Annotated in this window: 18 protein-coding genes; 3 read left to right on the plus strand and 15 right to left on the minus strand. The window is 62.7% G+C overall.

Annotated elements, in window-relative coordinates:
- The first annotated feature begins 100 nt into the window (after nt 1-100).
- Nucleotides 101-2,674, plus strand: coding sequence for a DNA mismatch repair protein MutS (mutS, locus tag GIB19_RS05290; RefSeq protein ID WP_027595822.1), 2,574 nt, complete (start codon nt 101-103; stop codon nt 2,672-2,674).
- Nucleotides 2,675-2,814: 140 nt separating this feature from the next.
- A complete protein-coding gene (fdxA, locus tag GIB19_RS05295) occupies nt 2,815-3,138 on the plus strand; it encodes a ferredoxin FdxA (protein WP_027595821.1) in 324 nt (107 codons plus the stop codon).
- Nucleotides 3,139-3,784: 646 nt separating this feature from the next.
- On the opposite strand, the gene rpoS is transcribed toward fdxA, so the two are convergent.
- From rpoS to GIB19_RS05335, 8 genes are all read right to left on the minus strand, one after another.
- A complete protein-coding gene (rpoS, locus tag GIB19_RS05300; RefSeq protein ID WP_027595820.1) occupies nt 3,785-4,792 on the minus strand; it encodes an RNA polymerase sigma factor RpoS in 1,008 nt (335 codons plus the stop codon).
- 108 nt (nt 4,793-4,900) lie between these two features.
- Nucleotides 4,901-5,758: a peptidoglycan DD-metalloendopeptidase family protein gene (locus GIB19_RS05305; RefSeq protein ID WP_027595819.1), complete on the minus strand. Its 858-nt coding sequence runs from the start codon at nt 5,756-5,758 to the stop codon at nt 4,901-4,903.
- A gap of 186 nt (nt 5,759-5,944) precedes the next feature.
- Complete coding sequence (locus tag GIB19_RS05310) at nt 5,945-6,583, minus strand: protein-L-isoaspartate(D-aspartate) O-methyltransferase (protein WP_172960402.1); 639 nt, start codon at nt 6,581-6,583, stop codon at nt 5,945-5,947.
- A 35-nt stretch (nt 6,584-6,618) separates the two neighbouring features.
- Nucleotides 6,619-7,368, minus strand: coding sequence for a 5'/3'-nucleotidase SurE (gene surE, locus GIB19_RS05315; protein ID WP_027595817.1), 750 nt, complete (start codon nt 7,366-7,368; stop codon nt 6,619-6,621).
- Nucleotides 7,356-8,414 (minus strand): tRNA pseudouridine(13) synthase TruD, encoded by a 1,059-nt coding sequence (truD, locus tag GIB19_RS05320; protein ID WP_099428496.1) that lies wholly within the window; start codon nt 8,412-8,414, stop codon nt 7,356-7,358. Before truD ends, surE begins: the two co-directional genes overlap by 13 nt.
- Nucleotides 8,411-8,884, minus strand: a complete 474-nt coding sequence (ispF, locus tag GIB19_RS05325) for a 2-C-methyl-D-erythritol 2,4-cyclodiphosphate synthase (protein WP_274884080.1) — start codon at nt 8,882-8,884, stop codon at nt 8,411-8,413. Before ispF ends, truD begins: the two co-directional genes overlap by 4 nt.
- 65 nt (nt 8,885-8,949) lie before the next feature.
- Nucleotides 8,950-9,804 carry an S-formylglutathione hydrolase gene (gene fghA, locus GIB19_RS05330; RefSeq protein WP_274884082.1) on the minus strand — a complete coding sequence of 285 codons (855 nt, stop codon included), beginning with the start codon at nt 9,802-9,804 and terminating at the stop codon, nt 8,950-8,952.
- A gap of 8 nt (nt 9,805-9,812) precedes the next feature.
- The gene (locus GIB19_RS05335) at nt 9,813-10,925 is read right to left on the minus strand and encodes an S-(hydroxymethyl)glutathione dehydrogenase/class III alcohol dehydrogenase (RefSeq protein ID WP_186676041.1); all 1,113 of its coding nucleotides are present in this window, start codon (nt 10,923-10,925) and stop codon (nt 9,813-9,815) included.
- 107 nt (nt 10,926-11,032) lie between these two features.
- Here GIB19_RS05335 and GIB19_RS05340 point away from each other — a divergent pair, with 107 nt between their 5' ends.
- Entirely contained in the window at nt 11,033-11,929 is an 897-nt protein-coding gene (locus tag GIB19_RS05340; RefSeq protein ID WP_099428493.1) for a LysR substrate-binding domain-containing protein, read from the plus strand.
- 116 nt (nt 11,930-12,045) lie between these two features.
- On the opposite strand, the gene ispD is transcribed toward GIB19_RS05340, so the two are convergent.
- The 7 genes from ispD to GIB19_RS05375 form a co-directional block, all read right to left on the minus strand.
- Nucleotides 12,046-12,753 carry a 2-C-methyl-D-erythritol 4-phosphate cytidylyltransferase gene (gene ispD, locus GIB19_RS05345; RefSeq protein WP_274884085.1) on the minus strand — a complete coding sequence of 236 codons (708 nt, stop codon included), beginning with the start codon at nt 12,751-12,753 and terminating at the stop codon, nt 12,046-12,048.
- Nucleotides 12,750-13,031 (minus strand): cell division protein FtsB, encoded by a 282-nt coding sequence (gene ftsB, locus GIB19_RS05350; RefSeq protein ID WP_004375443.1) that lies wholly within the window; start codon nt 13,029-13,031, stop codon nt 12,750-12,752. The genes ispD and ftsB overlap by 4 nt, the downstream gene beginning before the upstream one ends.
- 169 nt (nt 13,032-13,200) lie before the next feature.
- Entirely contained in the window at nt 13,201-14,490 is a 1,290-nt protein-coding gene (gene eno / locus GIB19_RS05355) for a phosphopyruvate hydratase (RefSeq protein WP_027595810.1), read from the minus strand.
- Between the two features lie 154 nt (nt 14,491-14,644).
- On the minus strand, nt 14,645-15,490 hold the full coding sequence (gene kdsA, locus GIB19_RS05360; protein WP_027595809.1) for a 3-deoxy-8-phosphooctulonate synthase: 846 nt from the start codon (nt 15,488-15,490) through the stop codon (nt 14,645-14,647).
- A gap of 3 nt (nt 15,491-15,493) precedes the next feature.
- Entirely contained in the window at nt 15,494-17,122 is a 1,629-nt protein-coding gene (locus tag GIB19_RS05365; protein ID WP_027595808.1) for a CTP synthase, read from the minus strand.
- A 268-nt stretch (nt 17,123-17,390) separates the two neighbouring features.
- Nucleotides 17,391-18,671: a tRNA lysidine(34) synthetase TilS gene (tilS, locus tag GIB19_RS05370; protein WP_274884096.1), complete on the minus strand. Its 1,281-nt coding sequence runs from the start codon at nt 18,669-18,671 to the stop codon at nt 17,391-17,393.
- A 157-nt stretch (nt 18,672-18,828) separates the two neighbouring features.
- Nucleotides 18,829-19,776 carry an acetyl-CoA carboxylase carboxyltransferase subunit alpha gene (locus tag GIB19_RS05375; RefSeq protein ID WP_027595806.1) on the minus strand — a complete coding sequence of 316 codons (948 nt, stop codon included), beginning with the start codon at nt 19,774-19,776 and terminating at the stop codon, nt 18,829-18,831.
- Nucleotides 19,777-19,780: the final 4 nt, after the last annotated feature.

Genomic DNA, 19,780 nt, shown 5'->3' on the forward strand with positions numbered 1-19,780 from the left:
GCGCACATGCCCCATTGCGGCCGCCTGCATCTGGATGAAAAAGCCTGTACCATTGCCGGTTTTACCATCGCCAACCAGATCACCCGCTGTAAGGCCCTGAATGTCAGATCTCTCCGCACACACCCCGATGATGCAGCAGTACTGGAAGCTGAAAAACCAGCACCCGGACCAGCTGATGTTCTACCGCATGGGCGATTTCTACGAGATCTTCTACGAAGATGCGAAGAAAGCCGCAAAACTGCTGGATATCACCCTGACCGCGCGCGGCCAGTCGGCCGGCCAGTCCATCCCCATGTGCGGCATTCCGTTCCATTCGCTGGAAGGCTACCTGGCCAAACTGGTCAAGCTCGGCGAATCGGTGGTGATCTGCGAACAGATTGGCGACCCGGCAACCAGCAAGGGCCCGGTAGAGCGCCAGGTGGTGCGCATCATCACCCCCGGCACGGTCAGCGACGAAGCACTGCTCGACGAGCGCCGCGACAACCTGATTGCCGCGCTGCTGGGCGATGAGCGCCTGTTTGGCCTGGCGGTGCTGGACATCACCAGTGGCAACTTCGGCGTGCAAGAGATCAAAGGCTGGGAAAACCTGCTGGCCGAGCTCGACCGCCTCAACCCGGTCGAACTGCTGATCCCCGACGACTGGCCACGCGACCTGCCGGCCGAAAAACGCCCTGGCGCGCGCCGCCGCGCCCCGTGGGACTTCGACCGCGATTCGGCGCGCAAGGCCCTGTGCCAGCAATTCGCGACCAAGGACCTCAAAGGCTTTGGCTGCGACAAGCTGACCCTGGCCATCGGCGCCGCCGGATGCCTGCTGACCTACGCCAAGGAAACCCAGCGCACCGCCCTGCCGCACCTGCGCAGCCTGCGCCACGAGCGCCTGGACGACACGGTCATCCTGGATGGCGCCAGCCGCCGCAACCTGGAGCTGGACGTCAACCTGGCGGGCGGGCGCGACAATACCCTGCAGTCGGTGATCGACCGCTGCCAGACCGCCATGGCCAGCCGCTTGCTGACCCGCTGGCTGAACCGCCCACTGCGTGACCTCAAGGTCCTGCAGGCGCGCCAGGATTCGATCCGTTGCCTGCTCGACGGCTACCGTTTCGAAAAACTGCAGCCGCAGCTCAAGGAAATTGGCGATATCGAGCGGATCCTCGCCCGTATCGGCCTGCGCAATGCCCGCCCACGCGACCTCGCACGCCTGCGTGATGCCCTCGGCGCCCTGCCCGAGCTGCAAAACGCCATGGCCGAGCTGGAAGCCCCGCACCTGGCGCGCCTGGCCGCCATTACCGGCACCTACCCAGAGCTGGCCAGCCTGCTGGAGCGGGCGATCATCGACAACCCGCCCGCGGTAATCCGTGATGGCGGCGTGCTCAAGGCCGGCTACGACAATGAGCTGGACGAGTTGCTGGCGATCAGCGAGAACGCTGGCCAGTTCCTGATCGACCTGGAAGCCCGTGAAAAAGCCCGTACCGGCCTGGCCAATCTCAAGGTCGGCTACAACCGCGTGCATGGCTACTTCATCGAGCTGCCGACCAAGCAGGCCGAACAAGCCCCGGGTGACTACATTCGCCGCCAGACCCTCAAGGGTGCGGAGCGCTTCATCACCCCAGAGCTCAAGGCGTTCGAGGACAAGGCACTGTCGGCCAAGAGCCGCGCCCTGGCCCGCGAGAAGATGCTTTACGATGCCCTGCTCGAAACCCTGATCAGCCACCTGGCACCGCTGCAAGACAGCGCTGCCGCCTTGGCCGAACTGGATGTGCTGAGCAACCTCGCCGAGCGTGCCCTGAACCTCGACCTGAACTGCCCTCGCTTCGTCGACGAGCCGTGCTTGCGCATCGACCAGGGCCGTCACCCGGTGGTCGAGCAGGTGCTGACCACGCCGTTCGTGGCCAACGACCTGAACCTGGACAACAGCACCCGCATGCTGATCATTACCGGCCCGAACATGGGCGGTAAATCTACCTACATGCGCCAGACCGCCTTGATCGTGCTGATGGCGCACATCGGCAGTTTCGTGCCGGCAGCCCAGTGCGAGCTGTCGCTGGTCGACCGCATCTTCACCCGCATCGGCTCCAGCGACGACCTGGCCGGCGGGCGCTCGACCTTCATGGTCGAGATGAGTGAAACCGCCAACATTCTGCACAACGCCACCGACCGCAGCCTGGTGCTGATGGACGAAGTCGGCCGCGGCACCAGCACCTTCGATGGCCTGTCGCTGGCCTGGGCCGCCGCCGAGCGCCTGGCCCAGTTGCGTGCTTACACGCTGTTCGCCACGCACTACTTCGAGCTCACTGTACTGCCGGAAAACGAGCCGTTGGTGGCCAACGTGCACCTGAACGCCACCGAGCACAACGAGCGCATCGTCTTCCTGCACCATGTGCTGCCAGGCCCTGCCAGCCAAAGCTACGGCCTGGCCGTGGCCCAACTGGCCGGCGTGCCCACACCGGTCATTCAGCGCGCCCGCGAGCACCTGGGCCGCCTGGAAACCGCGAGCCTGCCGCACGAGCAGCCGTTGGGCAAGCAGGCCAAGGATGAGCCACACGTCCCGCACCAGAGCGATCTGTTCGCCAGCCTGCCACACCCGGCCATCGAGAAGCTGGGCAAGCTGGACCTGGACGACATGACCCCGCGCCAAGCTATCGAAATGCTATATCAACTAAAGAACCTGTTATAACGGCGCCCACTACAAGCTGGTAGAATCCGCCGCGGTTTGCTGGTGCTGCAGGTTATTAGCCTGGCCTGCAGCCACATACCCGTAAACCGCGCGGCCCCGAGAGGAAGGGCCGCCGCCGTCGCCTGAGGAGAGAACTAGAAATGACCTTCGTCGTCACCGACAACTGCATCAAATGCAAATACACCGACTGCGTGGAAGTCTGTCCGGTGGACTGCTTCTACGAAGGCCCGAACTTCCTGGTCATCCACCCGGACGAGTGCATCGACTGCGCACTGTGCGAGCCGGAATGCCCAGCGCAAGCCATCTTCTCGGAAGACGAAGTGCCATCGGGCATGGAAAACTTCATCGAGCTGAACGCCGAACTGGCGGAAATCTGGCCAAACATCACCGAGCGTAAGGACGCCCTGCCGGACGCTGAAGAGTGGGATGGCAAGACTGGCAAGATTGCAGATCTGGAGCGCTGATAGCGCGCGGATACGAAAAAGGCCCATTCGGGCCTTTTTTCATTTTCAGCAAGCAAAAAAAAGGGGCGGTATGACCCGCCCACATTTTTTTCCGTAGTCCCTGATTGTCCCAAACATCATCCTGATGAAATCGCTTCTTGCGATGTCCTTGGCTTTCTCCCTGAAAGCCTGTGCATGTCCGTGTGCACAGTTCGAATACTAGCGACTTCAGCGGGTGAGACAACCGAGGCACCTCTCAAGATATTACCGCGGACACTTTTCCTCACATCCAAATAATCTATGATTTTCAGTGAGTTGGGATTACGGCGGAGCTGAAAACGACAATGATTTACTGTTGGTTGCATAGATAGCTTACAAAACAAGTAAGCGATCTCTTACACGCGATGTTACTGGGGTGGCGCGGTACACAAATGCTGGATGGCGAATCTGGCTTCTGCCCTGTGCATCACCCCTGTAGGAGCAGCCTTGTGCTGCGAAGAGGCCAGTGATCCCAGCGGGAATTTGCACTGTTGCCACCGGCCTCTTCGCAGCACAAGGCTGCTCCTACAGGGAGGCGCATTTACAGGGAGGCGCGTTATTCTGGCTGCACCGCGCACACAAAAACGCCCCGAGGCTATCGGGGCGTCTTATGCTGGCGAACAGCTTGTTACTGGAACAACGACTCGCTAGACAGGCCATTCTTCTCGAGGATCTCGCGCAAGCGCTTGAGCCCCTCTACCTGGATCTGCCGTACACGCTCACGCGTCAGGCCGATCTCCAGGCCAACATCTTCCAGGGTGCTGCTCTCATGCCCACGCAGGCCAAAGCGGCGCACCACTACCTCACGCTGCTTGTCGGTCAGCTCACCCAGCCACTGATCGATGCTCTGCGACAGGTCGTCGTCCTGCAGCAGCTCACACGGGTCGGTCGGGCGGTCATCGGTAAGGGTATCGAGCAGGGTCTTGTCCGAGTCCGGCCCGAGCGAAACATCCACCGAAGACACCCGCTCGTTCAGCCCCAGCATCCGCTTGACCTCAGCGACAGGCTTCTCCAGCAGGGTGGCGATTTCTTCTGGCGAGGGCTCGTGATCGAGCTTCTGGGTCAGCTCCCGCGCAGCGCGCAGGTAGACGTTGAGCTCCTTGACCACATGGATCGGCAGGCGAATGGTACGGGTCTGGTTCATGATCGCCCGTTCGATGGTCTGGCGAATCCACCAGGTCGCATAGGTCGAGAAACGGAAACCACGTTCCGGGTCGAATTTCTCGACCGCACGAATCAACCCCAGGTTGCCCTCCTCGATCAGGTCGAGCAACGACAGGCCACGATTCACATAACGACGGGCAATTTTCACAACCAGGCGCAGGTTGCTTTCGATCATGCGCTTGCGGCCGGCGGGGTCGCCTTTTTGCGACAGGCGCGCAAAATGCACTTCCTCTTCTGGCGACAGCAGAGGCGAGAATCCAATCTCATTGAGGTACAACTGAGTAGCATCAAGTGCCCGAGTGTAATCGATGTACTTGTGCTGCTTGAGCGAAGAGCCGGTCTTGGCCCTTGTCCGAACCGAAGATACAGCAGGTTCGTCTGACACCACATCCGTTTCCAAAACGATGCCCGTCTCCATCAGGAGGACGTCATCGTCGATGTCAAACTCCGGCGCTTCTTTATTGAGAGCCATTGTTATAGTCCTTTGCTGAGTTCGAACTCAGACTCGAGCGGCACCTGTATCCCTGGCAGCGCTGGAGCCTGTCCCCTCTACATCAGAGGAACAGGCCAGGTACAACAATCAACGACGTGGCAGGAACTGGAGCGGATCGACGGGTTTGCCCTGGCGGCGAATCTCGAAATGCAGCTTCACCCGATCAGTGCCCGTGGACCCCATTTCAGCAATCGACTGCCCAGCCTTGACCTGCTGCCCCTCCCGAACCAACAGCCTGCGGTTGTGACCGTAGGCACTGACGTAGGTATCGCTGTGCTTGATGATGATCAGCTCGCCGTAGCCCCGCAAGCCACTCCCGGCGTAGACCACTGCACCATCAGACGCAGCAAAAACAGGCTGTCCCAAATCACCGGCGATATCAATGCCTTTATTCAAACTACCGTTTGAAGCAAATTTTCCAATTAGCACGCCATTGGCCGGCCAGGTCCAACCGCCTACCGCGCGCTCTGCGGCCGGCACGGTGGCGACCACCGGCGCACTGGTTGTCGGGGCCGTCGTAGCCGGCTTGGTGCTACCGCTGGGGGCGGTGCTGGTGCTACCAACGGGGCGACGAATGACCGTGGTTTTGCTCGAAGACGAAGGGTTGGACACCACCGTGGTGCTACCCGTGGCGCCGCTGCTGAAGCGAATCGGCTGGCCAGGGCGAATGGTGTAAGGCGCCGGGATGCCGTTGCGGGCGGCCAGCTCCTTGTAGTCCCAGCCGTAACGGAAGGCGATGGAGAACAACGTATCGCCCGGCTTGACGATGTACTGACCGGAAGTCACCGTCGGCCGCTTGGGCGCTGCATTGTTACGGTCGACCACCCGCGCGCTTGTCGAGCTGGTGCTGGAACAACCCGCCAGCAAGGTGCCCATGGCCAGTGCAATCACCAGAAGCTTGAAACCCGCCCAATCCTTGCGCTGCCGAATGACTGTGTGACCCACCCGCGCTCCCCTCATGGTGCCGAATACCGAAATAACGATAAGAAATGCAATATTGTTGCAATTATAACCGAGCCCACCTGTATTGGGTGGACGGCTGCAAAGGCCACTAGAGCTATAGCAGATCACCCCGCCAGATAGACAGGGCAATGGCGCAAGAATTCGTCGCTGGCGTAAATATTCCGTGGTTCAGGCCAGCGGGCCATTGAGCAATGGCACGAAGCGCACGGCGCCTAGCACACGCCGGGAGAACCCATGCTCCTCACGCACGATCAGCATCAACTGCTGTGTCTCGCCTGCCGGGCCCACCGGAATCACCATGCGCCCGCCCGGCGCCAGTTGATCAAGCAGTGCCTGTGGCACCTCGGGCGCCACGGCGGTGACAATGATGCCGTTGTAGGGCGCCAGCGCCTGCCAGCCCTCGCAACCATCGCCCCAGCGAAACACCACGTTACGCAGGTTCAGCTCTACCAGGCGCTCCTTGGCGCGATCCTGCAGCACCTTGATGCGCTCCACCGAGAACACCCGCTCCACCAGCTGGGCAAGTATCGCCGTCTGGTAGCCGGAGCCTGTGCCGATCTCCAGCACCTTGTCGAGCGGCCCGGCCTCAAGCAGCAGCTCGCTCATGTGCGCAACCATGAACGGCTGCGAGATGGTCTGGTTGTGGCCGATCGGCAGCGCCGTGTCTTCGTAGGCGCGATGCGCCAAGGCCTCGTCGACGAACAGGTGGCGCGGGGTGCGGCGGATCGCGTCGAGCACCTTGGGGTTCGCCACGCCTTCTTCGCACAGGCGCTGGATCAGCCGCTCCCGGGTCCGTTGGGAGGTCATGCCGATACCCCGGCGCAACATATCGTCCTCACGCATCAGAGCAGGCCCTCCAGCCAACCGTCGAGCTGTTCGAAAGCATCGTTGAAGGTGCGGTCAAGCTGCAGCGGTGTGATCGATACATAGCCTTGCATCACCGCGTGGAAGTCCGTGCCCGGGCCACCGTCTTCGGCATCGCCGGCCACGGCAATCCAGTACCCCTCCTTGCCGCGCGGGTTGACCACCTTGGTCGGCGCCGCCGCCCGCGCCCGGTGACCCAGGCGGGTGAGCTGGATGCCGCGGATGTGCTCCAACGGCAGGTTGGGGATATTGACGTTGAGCACGGTGCGCGGCGGCAGTGTGAGACGCGACTGCGCCTCCACCAGCCGGCGGGCGATGTAGGCCGCCGTGGGCAGGTTGTCCGGCTGGCGCGAGAGCAACGAAAACGCCAGCGACGTGTTGCCCAGGAAGCGGCCTTCCAACGCGGCGGCGACGGTGCCCGAATACAGCACGTCGTCGCCCAGGTTCGCGCCCAGGTTGATCCCCGACACCACCATGTCTGGGGTCTGCGGCAACAGGCCATTGAGCCCCAGGTGCACGCAATCGGTGGGCGTGCCATTGAGGCTGATGAAACCGTTGGCCAGGGTCTGCGGATGCAGCGGCCGGTCCAGCGTCAGCGAACTGCTGGCGCCGCTCTTGTCTTGCTCCGGGGCGATTACCACGCACTCGGCATAATCCACCAGCGCAGCGTGCAGCGCGGCGAGGCCAGGTGCGGTAACACCGTCGTCGTTCGAAATCAGAATACGCATGGGCTGTCCGTCTGCCCTGCCGACACCAGATCCACGACTTCGCGCACCACCACGGTGGCGAAGCATCCGGCCGGAAGGACGAATTCCAGTTGCAGGATATCAGGCTCGGGATAATGCCACGTCAGGCCGCCAATAGGGAGCCGCAGAATGCGCCGTTCGTGATCCATGCCCGCCTGGGCCAGCCAATGGCACAGTGCCGGCTGCCGCGCGGCGACTGCGCTTTCCAACGCGGCAGTGGCACCTGCGGCGGGGGTTTCGCCCTCGCCCCACAGCGCACCGGTGGGATGCAGGTCGAGAATCGCCAAGCGCGGATCGGAACATTCCTGCTCGGTCGCGGGAAAGAAACTACGGCTATCGGTGAAGGCCAACAGGTCCCCGACTTGCGCACGGGCCCAGCTGCCGTCGGCAACCCGGGCGGCGAGAATCTGGTTGAACAGGTAGCTGCGCCCTGCCGAAAGCAAACGCGAACGCACATTGCGTTGCTCTGGCAGCGCCTTGCGGGCCGCCCAGTCGAGGGCGTCATGGACATTACCGCCGCCATGGCCAAACCGCTGGCTGCCGAAGTAGTTCGGCACGCCGTGCTGCTTGAGCGCCTCCAGGCGCGCGTCCAGCGCAGCGTGATCGGCCGCCAGGGCCGTCAGGCGCAGGGTGAAGCCGTTGGCCGAATGCGCGCCACGCTGCAGCTTGCGCTGGTGACGCACCTGCTTGAGCACGCGCAGGCTGGCATCCTCGGCACGCGACAGGTCCGGGTCGGCCTTGCCGGGCAGGTGCAGGCTGAACCACTGACGGGTCAGGGCCTGGCGGTCCTTGAGGCCGGCATAGCTGATCGAACGGGCCGGCACGCCTGCGGCGCGGGCCAATCGGCGGGCCGCTTCTTCGGTGTTGAGGTCGCGCTTTTCGACCCACAACCACAGGTGCTCACCCTGGCCCGACAGCGGGATATCCAGCACCTCGTCGACCTGGAAGTCTTCAGCCACAGCCTTGAGCACCGCAGTGCCCAGCGCTTCACCCGATGCACGCGGGCCCAGCAGTTCCAGTTCGGTCATGCTGGCAGCAACAGGGCGACCGCATGCACGGCAATCCCCTCCTCACGGCCGGTGAAGCCCAGCTTTTCAGTGGTGGTCGCTTTGACGTTGACCTGCTCGAGCTCGGCTTGCAGGTCTTCGGCGATCAGTTGGCGCATGGTCTCGATGTGCGGCGCCATTTTCGGCGCCTGGGCAACGATGGTGGCGTCGACATTGCCCACCTTCCAGCCCTTGGCCTGGACGATAGCGACCACATGACGCAACAAGGCACGGCTATCGGCACCCTTGAACTGCGGGTCGGTGTCGGGGAAGTGCTTGCCGATATCACCCAGCGCCGCAGCGCCCAGCAAGGCATCGCTCAGGGCGTGCAGCAGCACGTCACCGTCGGAGTGGGCCAGGAGACCGTGTTTGTGGGGGATACGGACCCCGCCCAGGGTAATGAAATCACCGTCGCAGAAACGGTGCACATCGTAGCCGTGGCCAATACGCATAGAAAAACGCCCTGATTGAGTCAGGGCGTGATTCTACCTGCTTTGTGCGGTATTGGGGCTGCGCCTTACACCCGGCCCAGCGCCTTCGCATGATGGCGCACGTGGTCTTCGATGAAGCTGGCGATGAAGTAGTAGCTATGGTCATAGCCAGGCTGCAGGCGCAGGGTCAGTGCATGCCCCCCTTTGCGCGCGGCCTGCTCCAGTGCCTCAGGCTTGAGCTGCTTCTCGAGGAAGTCATCACGATCGCCCTGGTCCACCAGCAACGGCGGGCAGCTGCCCGCGGGTGTCTCGGCCAGCAGCACGCTGGCATCCCACTCGCGCCAACGCGCACGGTCCTCGCCCAGGTAGCGACTGAAGGCCTTTTCACCCCACGGGCAGTCCATCGGGTTGCTGATCGGCGAGAGAGCCGAGATCGAACGGTAGCGCCCCGGGTTACGCAAGGCGCACACCAATGCGCCATGCCCGCCCATCGAGTGGCCACTGATGCTGCGCTGGTCCGAGGCCGGGAAGTGCGCCTCGATCAGCGCGGGCAACTCCTCTACCACGTAGTCATGCATGCGGTAGTGCTGCGCCCACGGTTGCTGGGTGGCATTGAGGTAGAAGCCGGCCCCCAGGCCAAAGTCCCAGGCGCCATCCGGGTCGCCCGGCACCTGCTCGCCACGCGGGCTGGTGTCGGGCGCAACGATGATCAACCCAAGCTCGGCAGCCAGGCGCTGGGCGCCGGCCTTCTGCATGAAGTTCTCGTCGGTGCAGGTCAGGCCGCTCAGCCAGTACAGCACCGGCAGCTTGGCCCCCTGTTCGGCCTGAGGAGGCAGATACACCGCGAACACCATGTCGCAGCCGAGCACCTTGGACGGGTGCCGGTACCGCTTGTGCCAGCCGCCGAAGCTTTTCTGGCAAGAAATGTTGTCCAGGCTCATGGCAGACCTCAGAAGTGGATCACGCTGCGGATGCTCTTGCCTTCATGCATCAGGTCGAAGGCCTTGTTGATGTCTTCCAGGCCCATGGTGTGGGTGATGAAGGTGTCCAGCGGGATCTCGCCCTTCTCGGCCATTTCGACATAGCTTGGCAGCTCGCTGCGGCCGCGTACGCCACCGAACGCCGAGCCGCGCCAGACGCGACCGGTGACCAGCTGGAACGGACGGGTGGCGATTTCCTGGCCAGCACCGGCAACGCCGATGATGACCGACTCGCCCCACCCTTTGTGGCAGCATTCCAGGGCCGCACGCATCAGCTGGACGTTGCCGATGCACTCGAAGGAGAAGTCCACGCCGCCGTCGGTGAGGTCGACGATCACTTCCTGGATCGGGCGGTCGTAGTCTTTCGGGTTGATGCAATCGGTGGCACCCAGCTGACGAGCTATCTCGAACTTGGCCGGGTTGATGTCGATGGCGATGATGCGCGAGGCCTTGGCCTTGACGGCGCCAATGATCGCCGACAGGCCGATGCCGCCGAGGCCGAAGATGGCCACGGTGTCACCCGGCTGGACCTTGGCGGTGTTGATGACCGCGCCGATACCGGTGGTGACGCCACAGCCAAGCAGGCAGACCTTCTCCAGCGGGGCTTCCTTCTGGATCTTGGCCACGGAGATTTCTGGCAACACGGTGTACTCGGAGAAGGTCGAGGTGCCCATGTAGTGGAACAGCTGCTGGCCTTTGTACGAGAAGCGCGTGGTGCCGTCTGGCATCAGGCCCTTGCCCTGAGTGGCACGGATGGCCTGGCACAGGTTGGTCTTGCCCGAACGGCAGAATTTGCACTGGCCGCACTCAGGGGTGTACAGCGGGATCACATGGTCACCCACGGCCACCGAGGTCACGCCCTCGCCCACTGCCTCGACGATCGCGCCGCCTTCGTGACCAAGGATCGACGGGAAGATACCCTCCGGGTCAGCGCCGGACAGGGTGTAGGCGTCGGTATGGCAAACACCGCTGGCAACCACGCGCAGCAGCACTTCGCCGGCCTTGGGCATGGCCACGTCCACTTCGACGATTTCCAGGGGTTTCTTGGCTTCGAAGGCTACGGCAGCACGGGACTTGATCATCAACGGTCTCCAAACAAGGGGTCAATTCAGTCTTGCAGTGTAATTCAGGGGGTTTTGATGAATAATCCAGGCCAAGACAAAACATTATTGCCGCACAGGGACAATCAATGAGTAGCCGCTGGGAAGGCATCGACGAATTCGTGGCGGTGGCCGAGTCTGGCCAGTTCACCGCGGCGGCGGAGCGCCTGGGCGTATCGTCTTCGCACATCAGCCGGCAGATCGCCCGCCTGGAAGAACGCCTGCAGACGCGCCTGCTGTACCGCAGCACCCGGCGTGTCACCCTGAGTGAGGCCGGGCAGACCTTCCTGCAGCATTGCCAGCGCCTGCAAGATGGCCGTGAAGAAGCCCTGCGGGCAATGGGCGACCTGGCCAGCGAGCCCAAGGGGCTGCTGCGCATGACCTGTGCGGTGGCCTACGGCGAGCGCTTCATCGTGCCGCTGGTGACGCGCTTCATGGCGCTGTACCCGCAGCTGAGGGTGGAAGTGGAACTGAGCAACCGCACGCTGGACCTGCTGCATGAAGGCATGGACCTGGCCATTCGCCTCGGCCGGCTTGCCGACTCCAGGCTGGTTGCCGCCCGCCTGGCGCCGCGGCGCATGTACCTGTGCGCCTCACCGGCGTATCTGGAGCGTTACGGCCGGCCGCACAGCCTGTCGGAACTGGCGCGGCACAACTGCCTGATTGGCAGTTCGGACTTGTGGGCGCTGCAGCAGGATGGCCGCGAGATCAGCCAGCGGGTACAGGGAAACTGGCGCTGCAACAGCGGGCAGGCCGTGCTCGACGCCGCGCTGCAGGGGATGGGCTTGTGCCAGTTGCCGGACTATTACGTGCTGGAGCACCTGAACACGGGGGCACTGGTATCGCTGCTGGAGGGGCATCAGCCGCCGAATACGGCGGTGTGGGCGTTGTACCCGCAGCAGCGGCATCTGTCGCCGAAGGTAAGGCGGCTGGTGGATTATCTGAAGGAAGGGTTGGCGGGGTTGCCGGAGTATCGTGTGGCTTGATAGTGCACTGGGGCCGCTTTGCGGCCCTTTCGCGGCACAAGGCCGCTCCTACAAGAGATCGCAATTCCCTGTAGGAGCGGGCTTGCCCGCGAAAGGGCCAGCACAGGATTACAGTGTCAGCGGCGCCCCGCCCAGCGCTGGCGCAACCACTCAAGGTCTTCCGGCCGGGTCACCTTGATGTTATCGCTGCGCCCTTCGATCAGCCGCGGCGCCTGGCCGGACCACTCGATGGCCGAAGCTTCGTCGGTGACCACCACATCCGACACCAGGCACTCGGCCAATGCGCGGTGCAAGGCCCCCAGGCGGAACATCTGCGGCGTATACGCCTGCCAGATGGTGCTGCGGTCTACGGTAGCGCTCACCCGGCCATGGCTGTCGGCACGCTTCAACGTATCGCGCGCCGGCACCGCCAACAGCCCCCCCACCGGGTCATCTGCCAGCTCCGACAGCAGCTTGTCCAGGTCACTGCGCGCCAGGTTCGGCCGCGCGGCATCGTGCACCAGCACCCAGTCGCTGTCCGAAGCCCCTTGGGCATGCAGCAACAGCAACGCGTTGAGTACCGAGTCGGCACGCTCGCGACCGCCCGCCGCGCGCTGGATGCGCGGGTCGCTGGCACAGCGCAGGCCGGGCCAGTAAGGGTCGTCTGCGGCAATGCTGACCACCACGCCCTTGAGCGTTGGATGGCCAAGAAAACAGTCGAGGCTATGCCCGAGAAGTGTCTGCCCACCCAGTTGCAAGTACTGCTTGGGGCGGTCGGCAGCCATGCGGGCACCCACGCCCGCAGCAGGAATCACGGCCCAGAAGGCCGGTAATGTGTCAGTCATTTTTGCGGCAACTGGAAGAGGGTTTCACCCTCTTTGACCATCCCCAATTCATGACGAGCCCGTTCTTCCACGGTCTCCATACCTTTCTTCAACTCCAGGACTTCTGCATCAAGCACGCGGTTACGCTCAAGCAGACGCTCGTTTTCGGCGTGCTGCTCGGCGATCTGCTGCTTGAGCTCGGTCACTTGCGCCAGGCTGCCATTGCCCACCCACAGGCGGTACTGCAGGCCACCCAACAGCAGAAGCAGAACGAGGAACAACCAATAGGGACTGCGCATCAAGGTATCCAGGTTAAAAAGACCGCCGCTTACTGTTCACTTCGGGGCCTCGAATAGCACGAAGCCTGGCCGAGGCCAGGCTTCGTCGACAGAAACCCTTTGCAAGTGTAGGAAAATTCAGTACGAAAGCTCCTACAGCTCCGGCTGCTGTCTTTTTACCATCTCTTGCTTAACCGCGAAACTCGGCACGACCACGGTAAACCGCCTTGGCACCCAGTTGCTCTTCGATGCGCAGCAGTTGGTTGTACTTGGAGACGCGGTCGGAACGGCACAGCGAGCCGGTCTTGATCTGGCCAGCAGCGGTGCCTACAGCCAGGTCGGCAATGGTCGAGTCTTCGGTTTCACCGGAACGGTGCGAAATCACCGCGGTGTAGCCTGCAGCCTTGGCCATCTGGATGGCTTCCAGGGTCTCGGTCAGCGAGCCGATCTGGTTGAACTTGATCAGGATCGAGTTACCGATGCCCTTCTCGATGCCTTCCTTGAGGATCTTGGTGTTGGTCACGAACAGGTCGTCACCGACCAGTTGCACCTTCTCGCCGATCTTGTCGGTGAGGATCTTCCAGCCAGCCCAGTCGGACTCGTCCAGGCCGTCTTCGATCGAGATGATCGGGAAGCGCTCGGTCAGGCCTTTCAGGTACTCGGCAAAGCCTTCGGCGTCGAACGACTTGCCTTCGCCAGACAGGTTGTACTTGCCGTCTTCATAGAACTCGGAAGCTGCGCAGTCCAAGGCCAGTGTCACGTCGGTGCCCAGCTTGTAGCCGGCCTTTTCAACGGCTTCGGCGATGGCGGCCAGCGCGTCTTCGTTAGACGCCAGGTTCGGCGCAAAGCCACCTTCGTCACCGACGGCAGTGTTCAGGCCGCGAGCCTTCAGTACAGCCTTCAGGTGATGGAAGATTTCGGTGCCCATGCGCAGGCCATCGGAGAAGGTCTTGGCGCCAACCGGCTGCACCATGAACTCTTGGATGTCGACGTTATTGTCGGCGTGCTCGCCACCGTTGATGATGTTCATCATCGGAACCGGCATCGAGTACTGGCCCGGGGTGCCGTTCAGGTTGGCGATGTGCGCGTACAGCGGCAGGTCCTGGTCCTGGGCAGCGGCCTTGGCGGCAGCCAGGGAAACAGCCAGGATGGCGTTGGCGCCCAGCTTGGCTTTGTTCTCGGTACCGTCCAGGTCGATCATGGCGCGGTCCAGAGCCTTCTGGTCGGAAGGGTCCTTGCCCAGCAGCAGGTCGCGAATCGGGCCGTTGATGTTGGCGACGGCTTTCAGCACGCCCTTGCCCAGGTAACGGCTCTTGTCGCCATCACGCAGCTCCAGCGCTTCGCGCGAGCCGGTGGAAGCACCGGACGGCGCGCAAGCACTGCCGATGATGCCGTTGTCGAGCAGTACATCGGCTTCCACGGTGGGGTTGCCACGCGAATCGAGAACTTCACGACCTTTGATGTCGACGATTTTTGCCATTGTTGTAAGCACTCCAGAATTGACGAAAACAACGCAGCTTAGGAAATCCTTGCACTTCATCAGGCGGGGTATGCAGCAGGCAGGCCTGATGAAAGCGCTCCCTGACCGTTTGGTCAGGGAGAGAACGGGCGGTACTTTACCCGAGAAATGAGCTTTACGCGGTTTCTACCGTCGGAAAACTTTTCACCAGCTCGTCCAGTTGCTTGAGCTGGGTGAGGAACGGCTCCAGCTTGTCCAGGCGCAAGGCGCAAGGGCCATCGCACTTGGCATTGTCCGGATCAGGGTGAGCCTCGAGGAACAGGCCGGCCAGGCCTTGGCTCATGCCAGCCTTGGCCAGGTCGGTGACCTGGGCACGACGGCCACCGGCAGAGTCCGAGCGACCGCCCGGCATCTGCAGGGCATGGGTCACGTCGAAGAAGACCGGGTACTCGAACTGCTTCATGATGCCGAAGCCGAGCATGTCCACCACCAGGTTGTTGTAGCCGAAGCTCGAACCACGCTCGCAGAGGATCAACTGGTCGTTACCCGCCTCTTCGCACTTGGCCAGGATGTGTTGCATCTCCTGGGGCGCGAGGAACTGGGCCTTCTTGATGTTGATCACCACGCCGGTCTTGGCCATGGCCACCACCAGGTCAGTCTGGCGCGACAGGAAGGCCGGCAACTGGATAATGTCGCAGACCTTGGCCACCGGCTCGGCCTGGTAAGGCTCGTGCACGTCGGTGATCACCGGCACGTTGAAGGTGCGCTTGATCTCCTCGAAGATCTTCAGCCCCTCTTCCATGCCTGGGCCACGGTAGGACGTCACCGACGAACGGTTAGCCTTGTCGAAGCTGGCCTTGAACACATACGGGATACCGAGCTTCTCGGTGACCCGCACGTACTCTTCGCAGACCTTCATTGCCAGGTCACGGGATTCCAGGACGTTCATGCCGCCGAACAGGACGAACGGCTTGTCGTTGGCGATCTCGATGTTACCGACGCGAATGATCTTCTGGGTCATTGATCAGGCCTTGTTCTTCTGAGCCAGGGCTGCCTTGACGAAACCACTGAACAGCGGGTGGCCGTCACGCGGGGTCGAGGTGAACTCTGGGTGGAACTGGCAAGCGACGAACCATGGGTGGTCCTTGGACTCGACCACCTCAACCAGCGCGCCGTCTTCGGAACGACCGGAAACCACCAGGCCAGCATCGACCAGTTGTGGCAGCAGGTTGTTGTTCACTTCGTAGCGGTGACGGTGACGCTCGGTGATCACGTCCTTGCCGTAGCAATCGTGAACCTTGGAGCCCGAGACGATCTGGCAGTCCTGCGCGCCCAGGCGCATGGTGCCGCCCAGGTCGGAAGCTTCGGTACGGGTCTCGACGGCGCCGGTAGAATCGGCCCACTCGGTGATCAGGCCGACAACCGGGTGGCCGCTGTTGCGGTCGAACTCGGTGGAGTTGGCGTCTTTCCAGCCCATCACGTTACGGGCGAACTCGATCACGGCAACTTGCATGCCCAGGCAGATACCCAGGTAAGGCACTTTGTTCTCACGGGCGTATTGCACCGCAGTGATCTTGCCTTCGACACCGCGCAGGCCGAAACCGCCCGGTACCAGAATGGCGTCGGCGCCTTCGAGCAGGCTGGTGCCTTGGTTCTCGATGTCTTCAGAATCGATGTAGCGCAGGTTGACCTTGGTACGGTTGGTGATGCCGGCGTGGCTCATCGCTTCGATCAGCGACTTGTACGCATCCAGCAGCTCCATGTACTTGCCGACCATGGCGATGGTCACTTCGTGCTCTGGGTTGAGCTTGGCATCGACGACCTTGTCCCACTCGGACAGGTCGGCGCTGTCGCACTGCAGGCCGAAGCGCTCGGTGACGAAGTCATCCAGGCCCTGGGCATGCAACACGCCCGGGATCTTGTAGATGGTGTCGACGTCTTCGAGCGAAATGACCGCACGCTCTTCAACGTTGGTGAACAGGGCGATCTTGCGGCGCGACGAGGCATCGACCGGGTGGTCGGAGCGGCAGATCAGCACGTCAGGCTGCAGGCCGATGGAGCGCAGCTCCTTGACCGAGTGCTGGGTCGGCTTGGTCTTGGTTTCGCCTGCGGTAGCGATGTACGGGACCAGGGTCAGGTGCATCAGCATGGCGCGCTTGGAGCCCACTTCGACGCGCAGCTGGCGGATGGCCTCGAGGAACGGCTGCGACTCGATGTCGCCGACCGTACCGCCGATTTCAACCAGGGCCACGTCGGCATCGCCGGCGCCCTTGATGATGCGACGTTTGATTTCGTCGGTGATGTGCGGGATGACCTGGATGGTCGCGCCCAGGTAGTCACCACGGCGCTCCTTGCGCAGCACGTGCTCGTAGATACGGCCGGTGGTGAAGTTGTTGTTCTGGGTCATGGTCGTGCGGATGAACCGCTCGTAGTGGCCCAGGTCAAGGTCAGTCTCGGCGCCGTCCTGGGTGACGAAGACTTCACCGTGCTGGAACGGACTCATGGTGCCAGGATCGACGTTGATGTACGGATCCAGCTTGAGCATGGTGACCTTGAGTCCCCGCGCTTCCAGGATGGCCGCCAGGGAAGCCGAGGCAATGCCTTTCCCCAATGAAGAAACAACACCGCCCGTGACGAATATGTAGCGCGTCATGAAAAACCCTAGAAGTCTGCGTTAAGGCGGCCAGCGCCGCCGGAGAAAGCGAAGGAAGGCCGAAGCCCCCGATCACCTGCGTCAATCACAGTGCATCTCGAAAAACTGCCGCGTCTGTACAAACCAGGGTATCCCCGGCATGGAGCTCGCTCGTCATTTCCAGAATCAGCCCAGCAAAAAACTGCGTGGTAATCGGCAACTGCTGTGTTTTCGAGGAACCCACAGAAGTTGTATCAAGAAGGGAGGGTAGTCTACCGGAATGTACCCTTCAGCTCAAACCTTGCGCGTTCGTCGGTAACTGCCAGTGCAGTTGGCAATCTGCCTGCCCCAGTGCCGGCAGGTTGGCCACGGCCAGCAAGCGCTCGCCCTGATACAGCAAGGGCAGGCGCGAACGCACGAAAGGCGGCACCTGCAGCTCGTTGAGCAGGCGCTTGAGGTCGCGTCGACCGCGCCCGGCAAGCTCAAGCACTTCACCGCCCTGGCGATAGCGGACAGTCAGGCCCGCCAGGGGCTTGGGCGCAGTCAGCCGAACGCTGCCGTTGCCCGGCAAGGCCAGCTCGCAAGCCGAGTCTGCCCAGGCGAATTCGCCTTGCGGCGCCTGCAGCCAGTCACCGCTCAGCCACCAGATACGGCCGTTACTGCGCAGCAACCGGCCGTCGGCCAAGCGCCAGGTCGGCTGGGCGTCGGCTGCGGCATCGCGCAGGTCGGCCCAGCCAGCCCAGTGGCGCGCATCCGGCAGCCGGGTGCGCTGGCTGAGCCAGTATTGCAGGGCATTGCGCTGACGAGCGGGTGACAACGCCGCGAGCACCGCAAGCGCCAGGGAATCCAGCCCCACCCATGCAGCGGCCCCCTCCTCGGCCTTAGCCAGATCCGCCTGAGCCACCTCGTCCAGCAAACCCTGCGCTTCGCCCAGGTGCTCTGCGCAACGGGCAAGGTTCTGGCTGGTTTGCGGCCAACGCTGCTGCAACACCGGGAACACTTCGCCGCGCAAATAGTTGCGGGCAAAGGCGGTGTCGCTGTTCGAGGGGTCTTCGATCCAGGTCAAGCCTTGGGCCTGGGCATACGCGTGCAGCTGCTGGCGGGCAATCGCCAGCAACGGCCTGGCCAGGCTGCCCTGCCCCAGCGGACGCTGCGCCGGCATCGCGGTCAGGCCACGTAGCCCGGCACCGCGCAGCAAACGAAATAGCAGGGTTTCGGCTTGGTCATCGCGGTGCTGGCCGGTGAACAGCACCTCACCGGGGCCTACTACCTTCGTGAATGCCGCATAACGGGCATCGCGGGCCGCCTGTTCGAGACTGGCGCCGGGGGCGACCTGGACGTGGACCACACGAAGTTCGACGCCGAGGTTGGCGCAGACGTGCTCGCAGTGGGCTGGCCACGCGTCAGCGGCGGGCTGCAGGCCGTGATGGATATGGATGGCGCGCAACGGGGGCGCGGTATGGGTGCGGGCGTAATCGGCCAGCAGGTGCAGCAGGACGGTGGAGTCCAGGCCACCAGAGAAGGCGATGTGCCAGGCGGGGGCTTGGAGCCAGGGGGTGAGGTTGATCAAGGGCGCCTCACATGATTCGCAATCGCCGGGGCACTGTGGGAGCGGGCTTGCCCCGCGAACAAGGGCGAAGCCGTTGCCATACGACTCCGTTGCCAGAGCCGGCCTCTTCGCGGGGCGAGCCCGCTCCCACAGGGCCGCAAAGCGGCCCCGGGGTGTATCAGAGACCGTAGCTCATCAGGCGCTCGTAACGGCGTGCCAGCAGCGCGTCATTGTCGAGCTTGCCCAGCATATCCAGCTGCTGCACCAGGTCGGCACGGATGCTTTCAGACATGGCGGCCGGGTCACGGTGGGCGCCGCCCAGCGGCTCCGAGATGACCTTGTCGACGATGTTCAGGCTCTTCAGGCGCTCGGCCGTGATACCCATGGCCTCGGCGGCATCGGCAGCCTTGTCGGCGGTCTTCCACAGGATCGAGGCGCAGCCTTCCGGCGAAATCACCGAGTAGGTGGAGTACTGCAGCATGTTCAGCTGGTCGCACACACCAATGGCCAGTGCACCGCCAGAACCACCCTCACCGATCACGGTGGCGATGATTGGCGTCTTCAGGCGCGCCATGACACGCAGGTTCCAGGCAATCGCCTCGCTCTGGTTGCGCTCTTCGGCGTCGATACCTGGGTAGGCACCTGGGGTATCGATGAACGTCAGGATCGGCATTTTGAAGCGCTCGGCCATTTCCATCAGGCGGCACGCCTTACGGTAGCCCTCAGGGCGCGGCATGCCGAAGTTGCGGCGCACCTTCTCACGTACTTCGCGGCCTTTCTGGTGGCCGATGACCATCACTGCCTTGCCATCCAGGCGGGCGGTACCGCCCACGATCGCGGCATCATCGGAGAAATGGCGGTCACCGTGCAGCTCTTCGAATTCAGTGAAGATGTGCTGCAGGTAGTCCAAGGTGTAAGGACGACGCGGGTGACGCGCCAGGCGGGCGATCTGCCAGCTGGTCAGGTTGCCGAAGATGCTTTCGGTCAGGGTATTGCTCTTGTCTTGCAGACGGGCAATTTCATCGCTGATGTTCAGCGAGTTGTCGTTACCCACCAGGCGCAGGCCTTCGATCTTGGCTTGCAGGTCGGCAATCGGCTGTTCGAAATCGAGGAAATTCGGGTTCATAGGC

This window comes from Pseudomonas sp. ITEM 17296 (genome assembly GCF_028895205.1).
In the GTDB taxonomy this organism is placed as follows: domain Bacteria; phylum Pseudomonadota; class Gammaproteobacteria; order Pseudomonadales; family Pseudomonadaceae; genus Aquipseudomonas; species Aquipseudomonas kermanshahensis.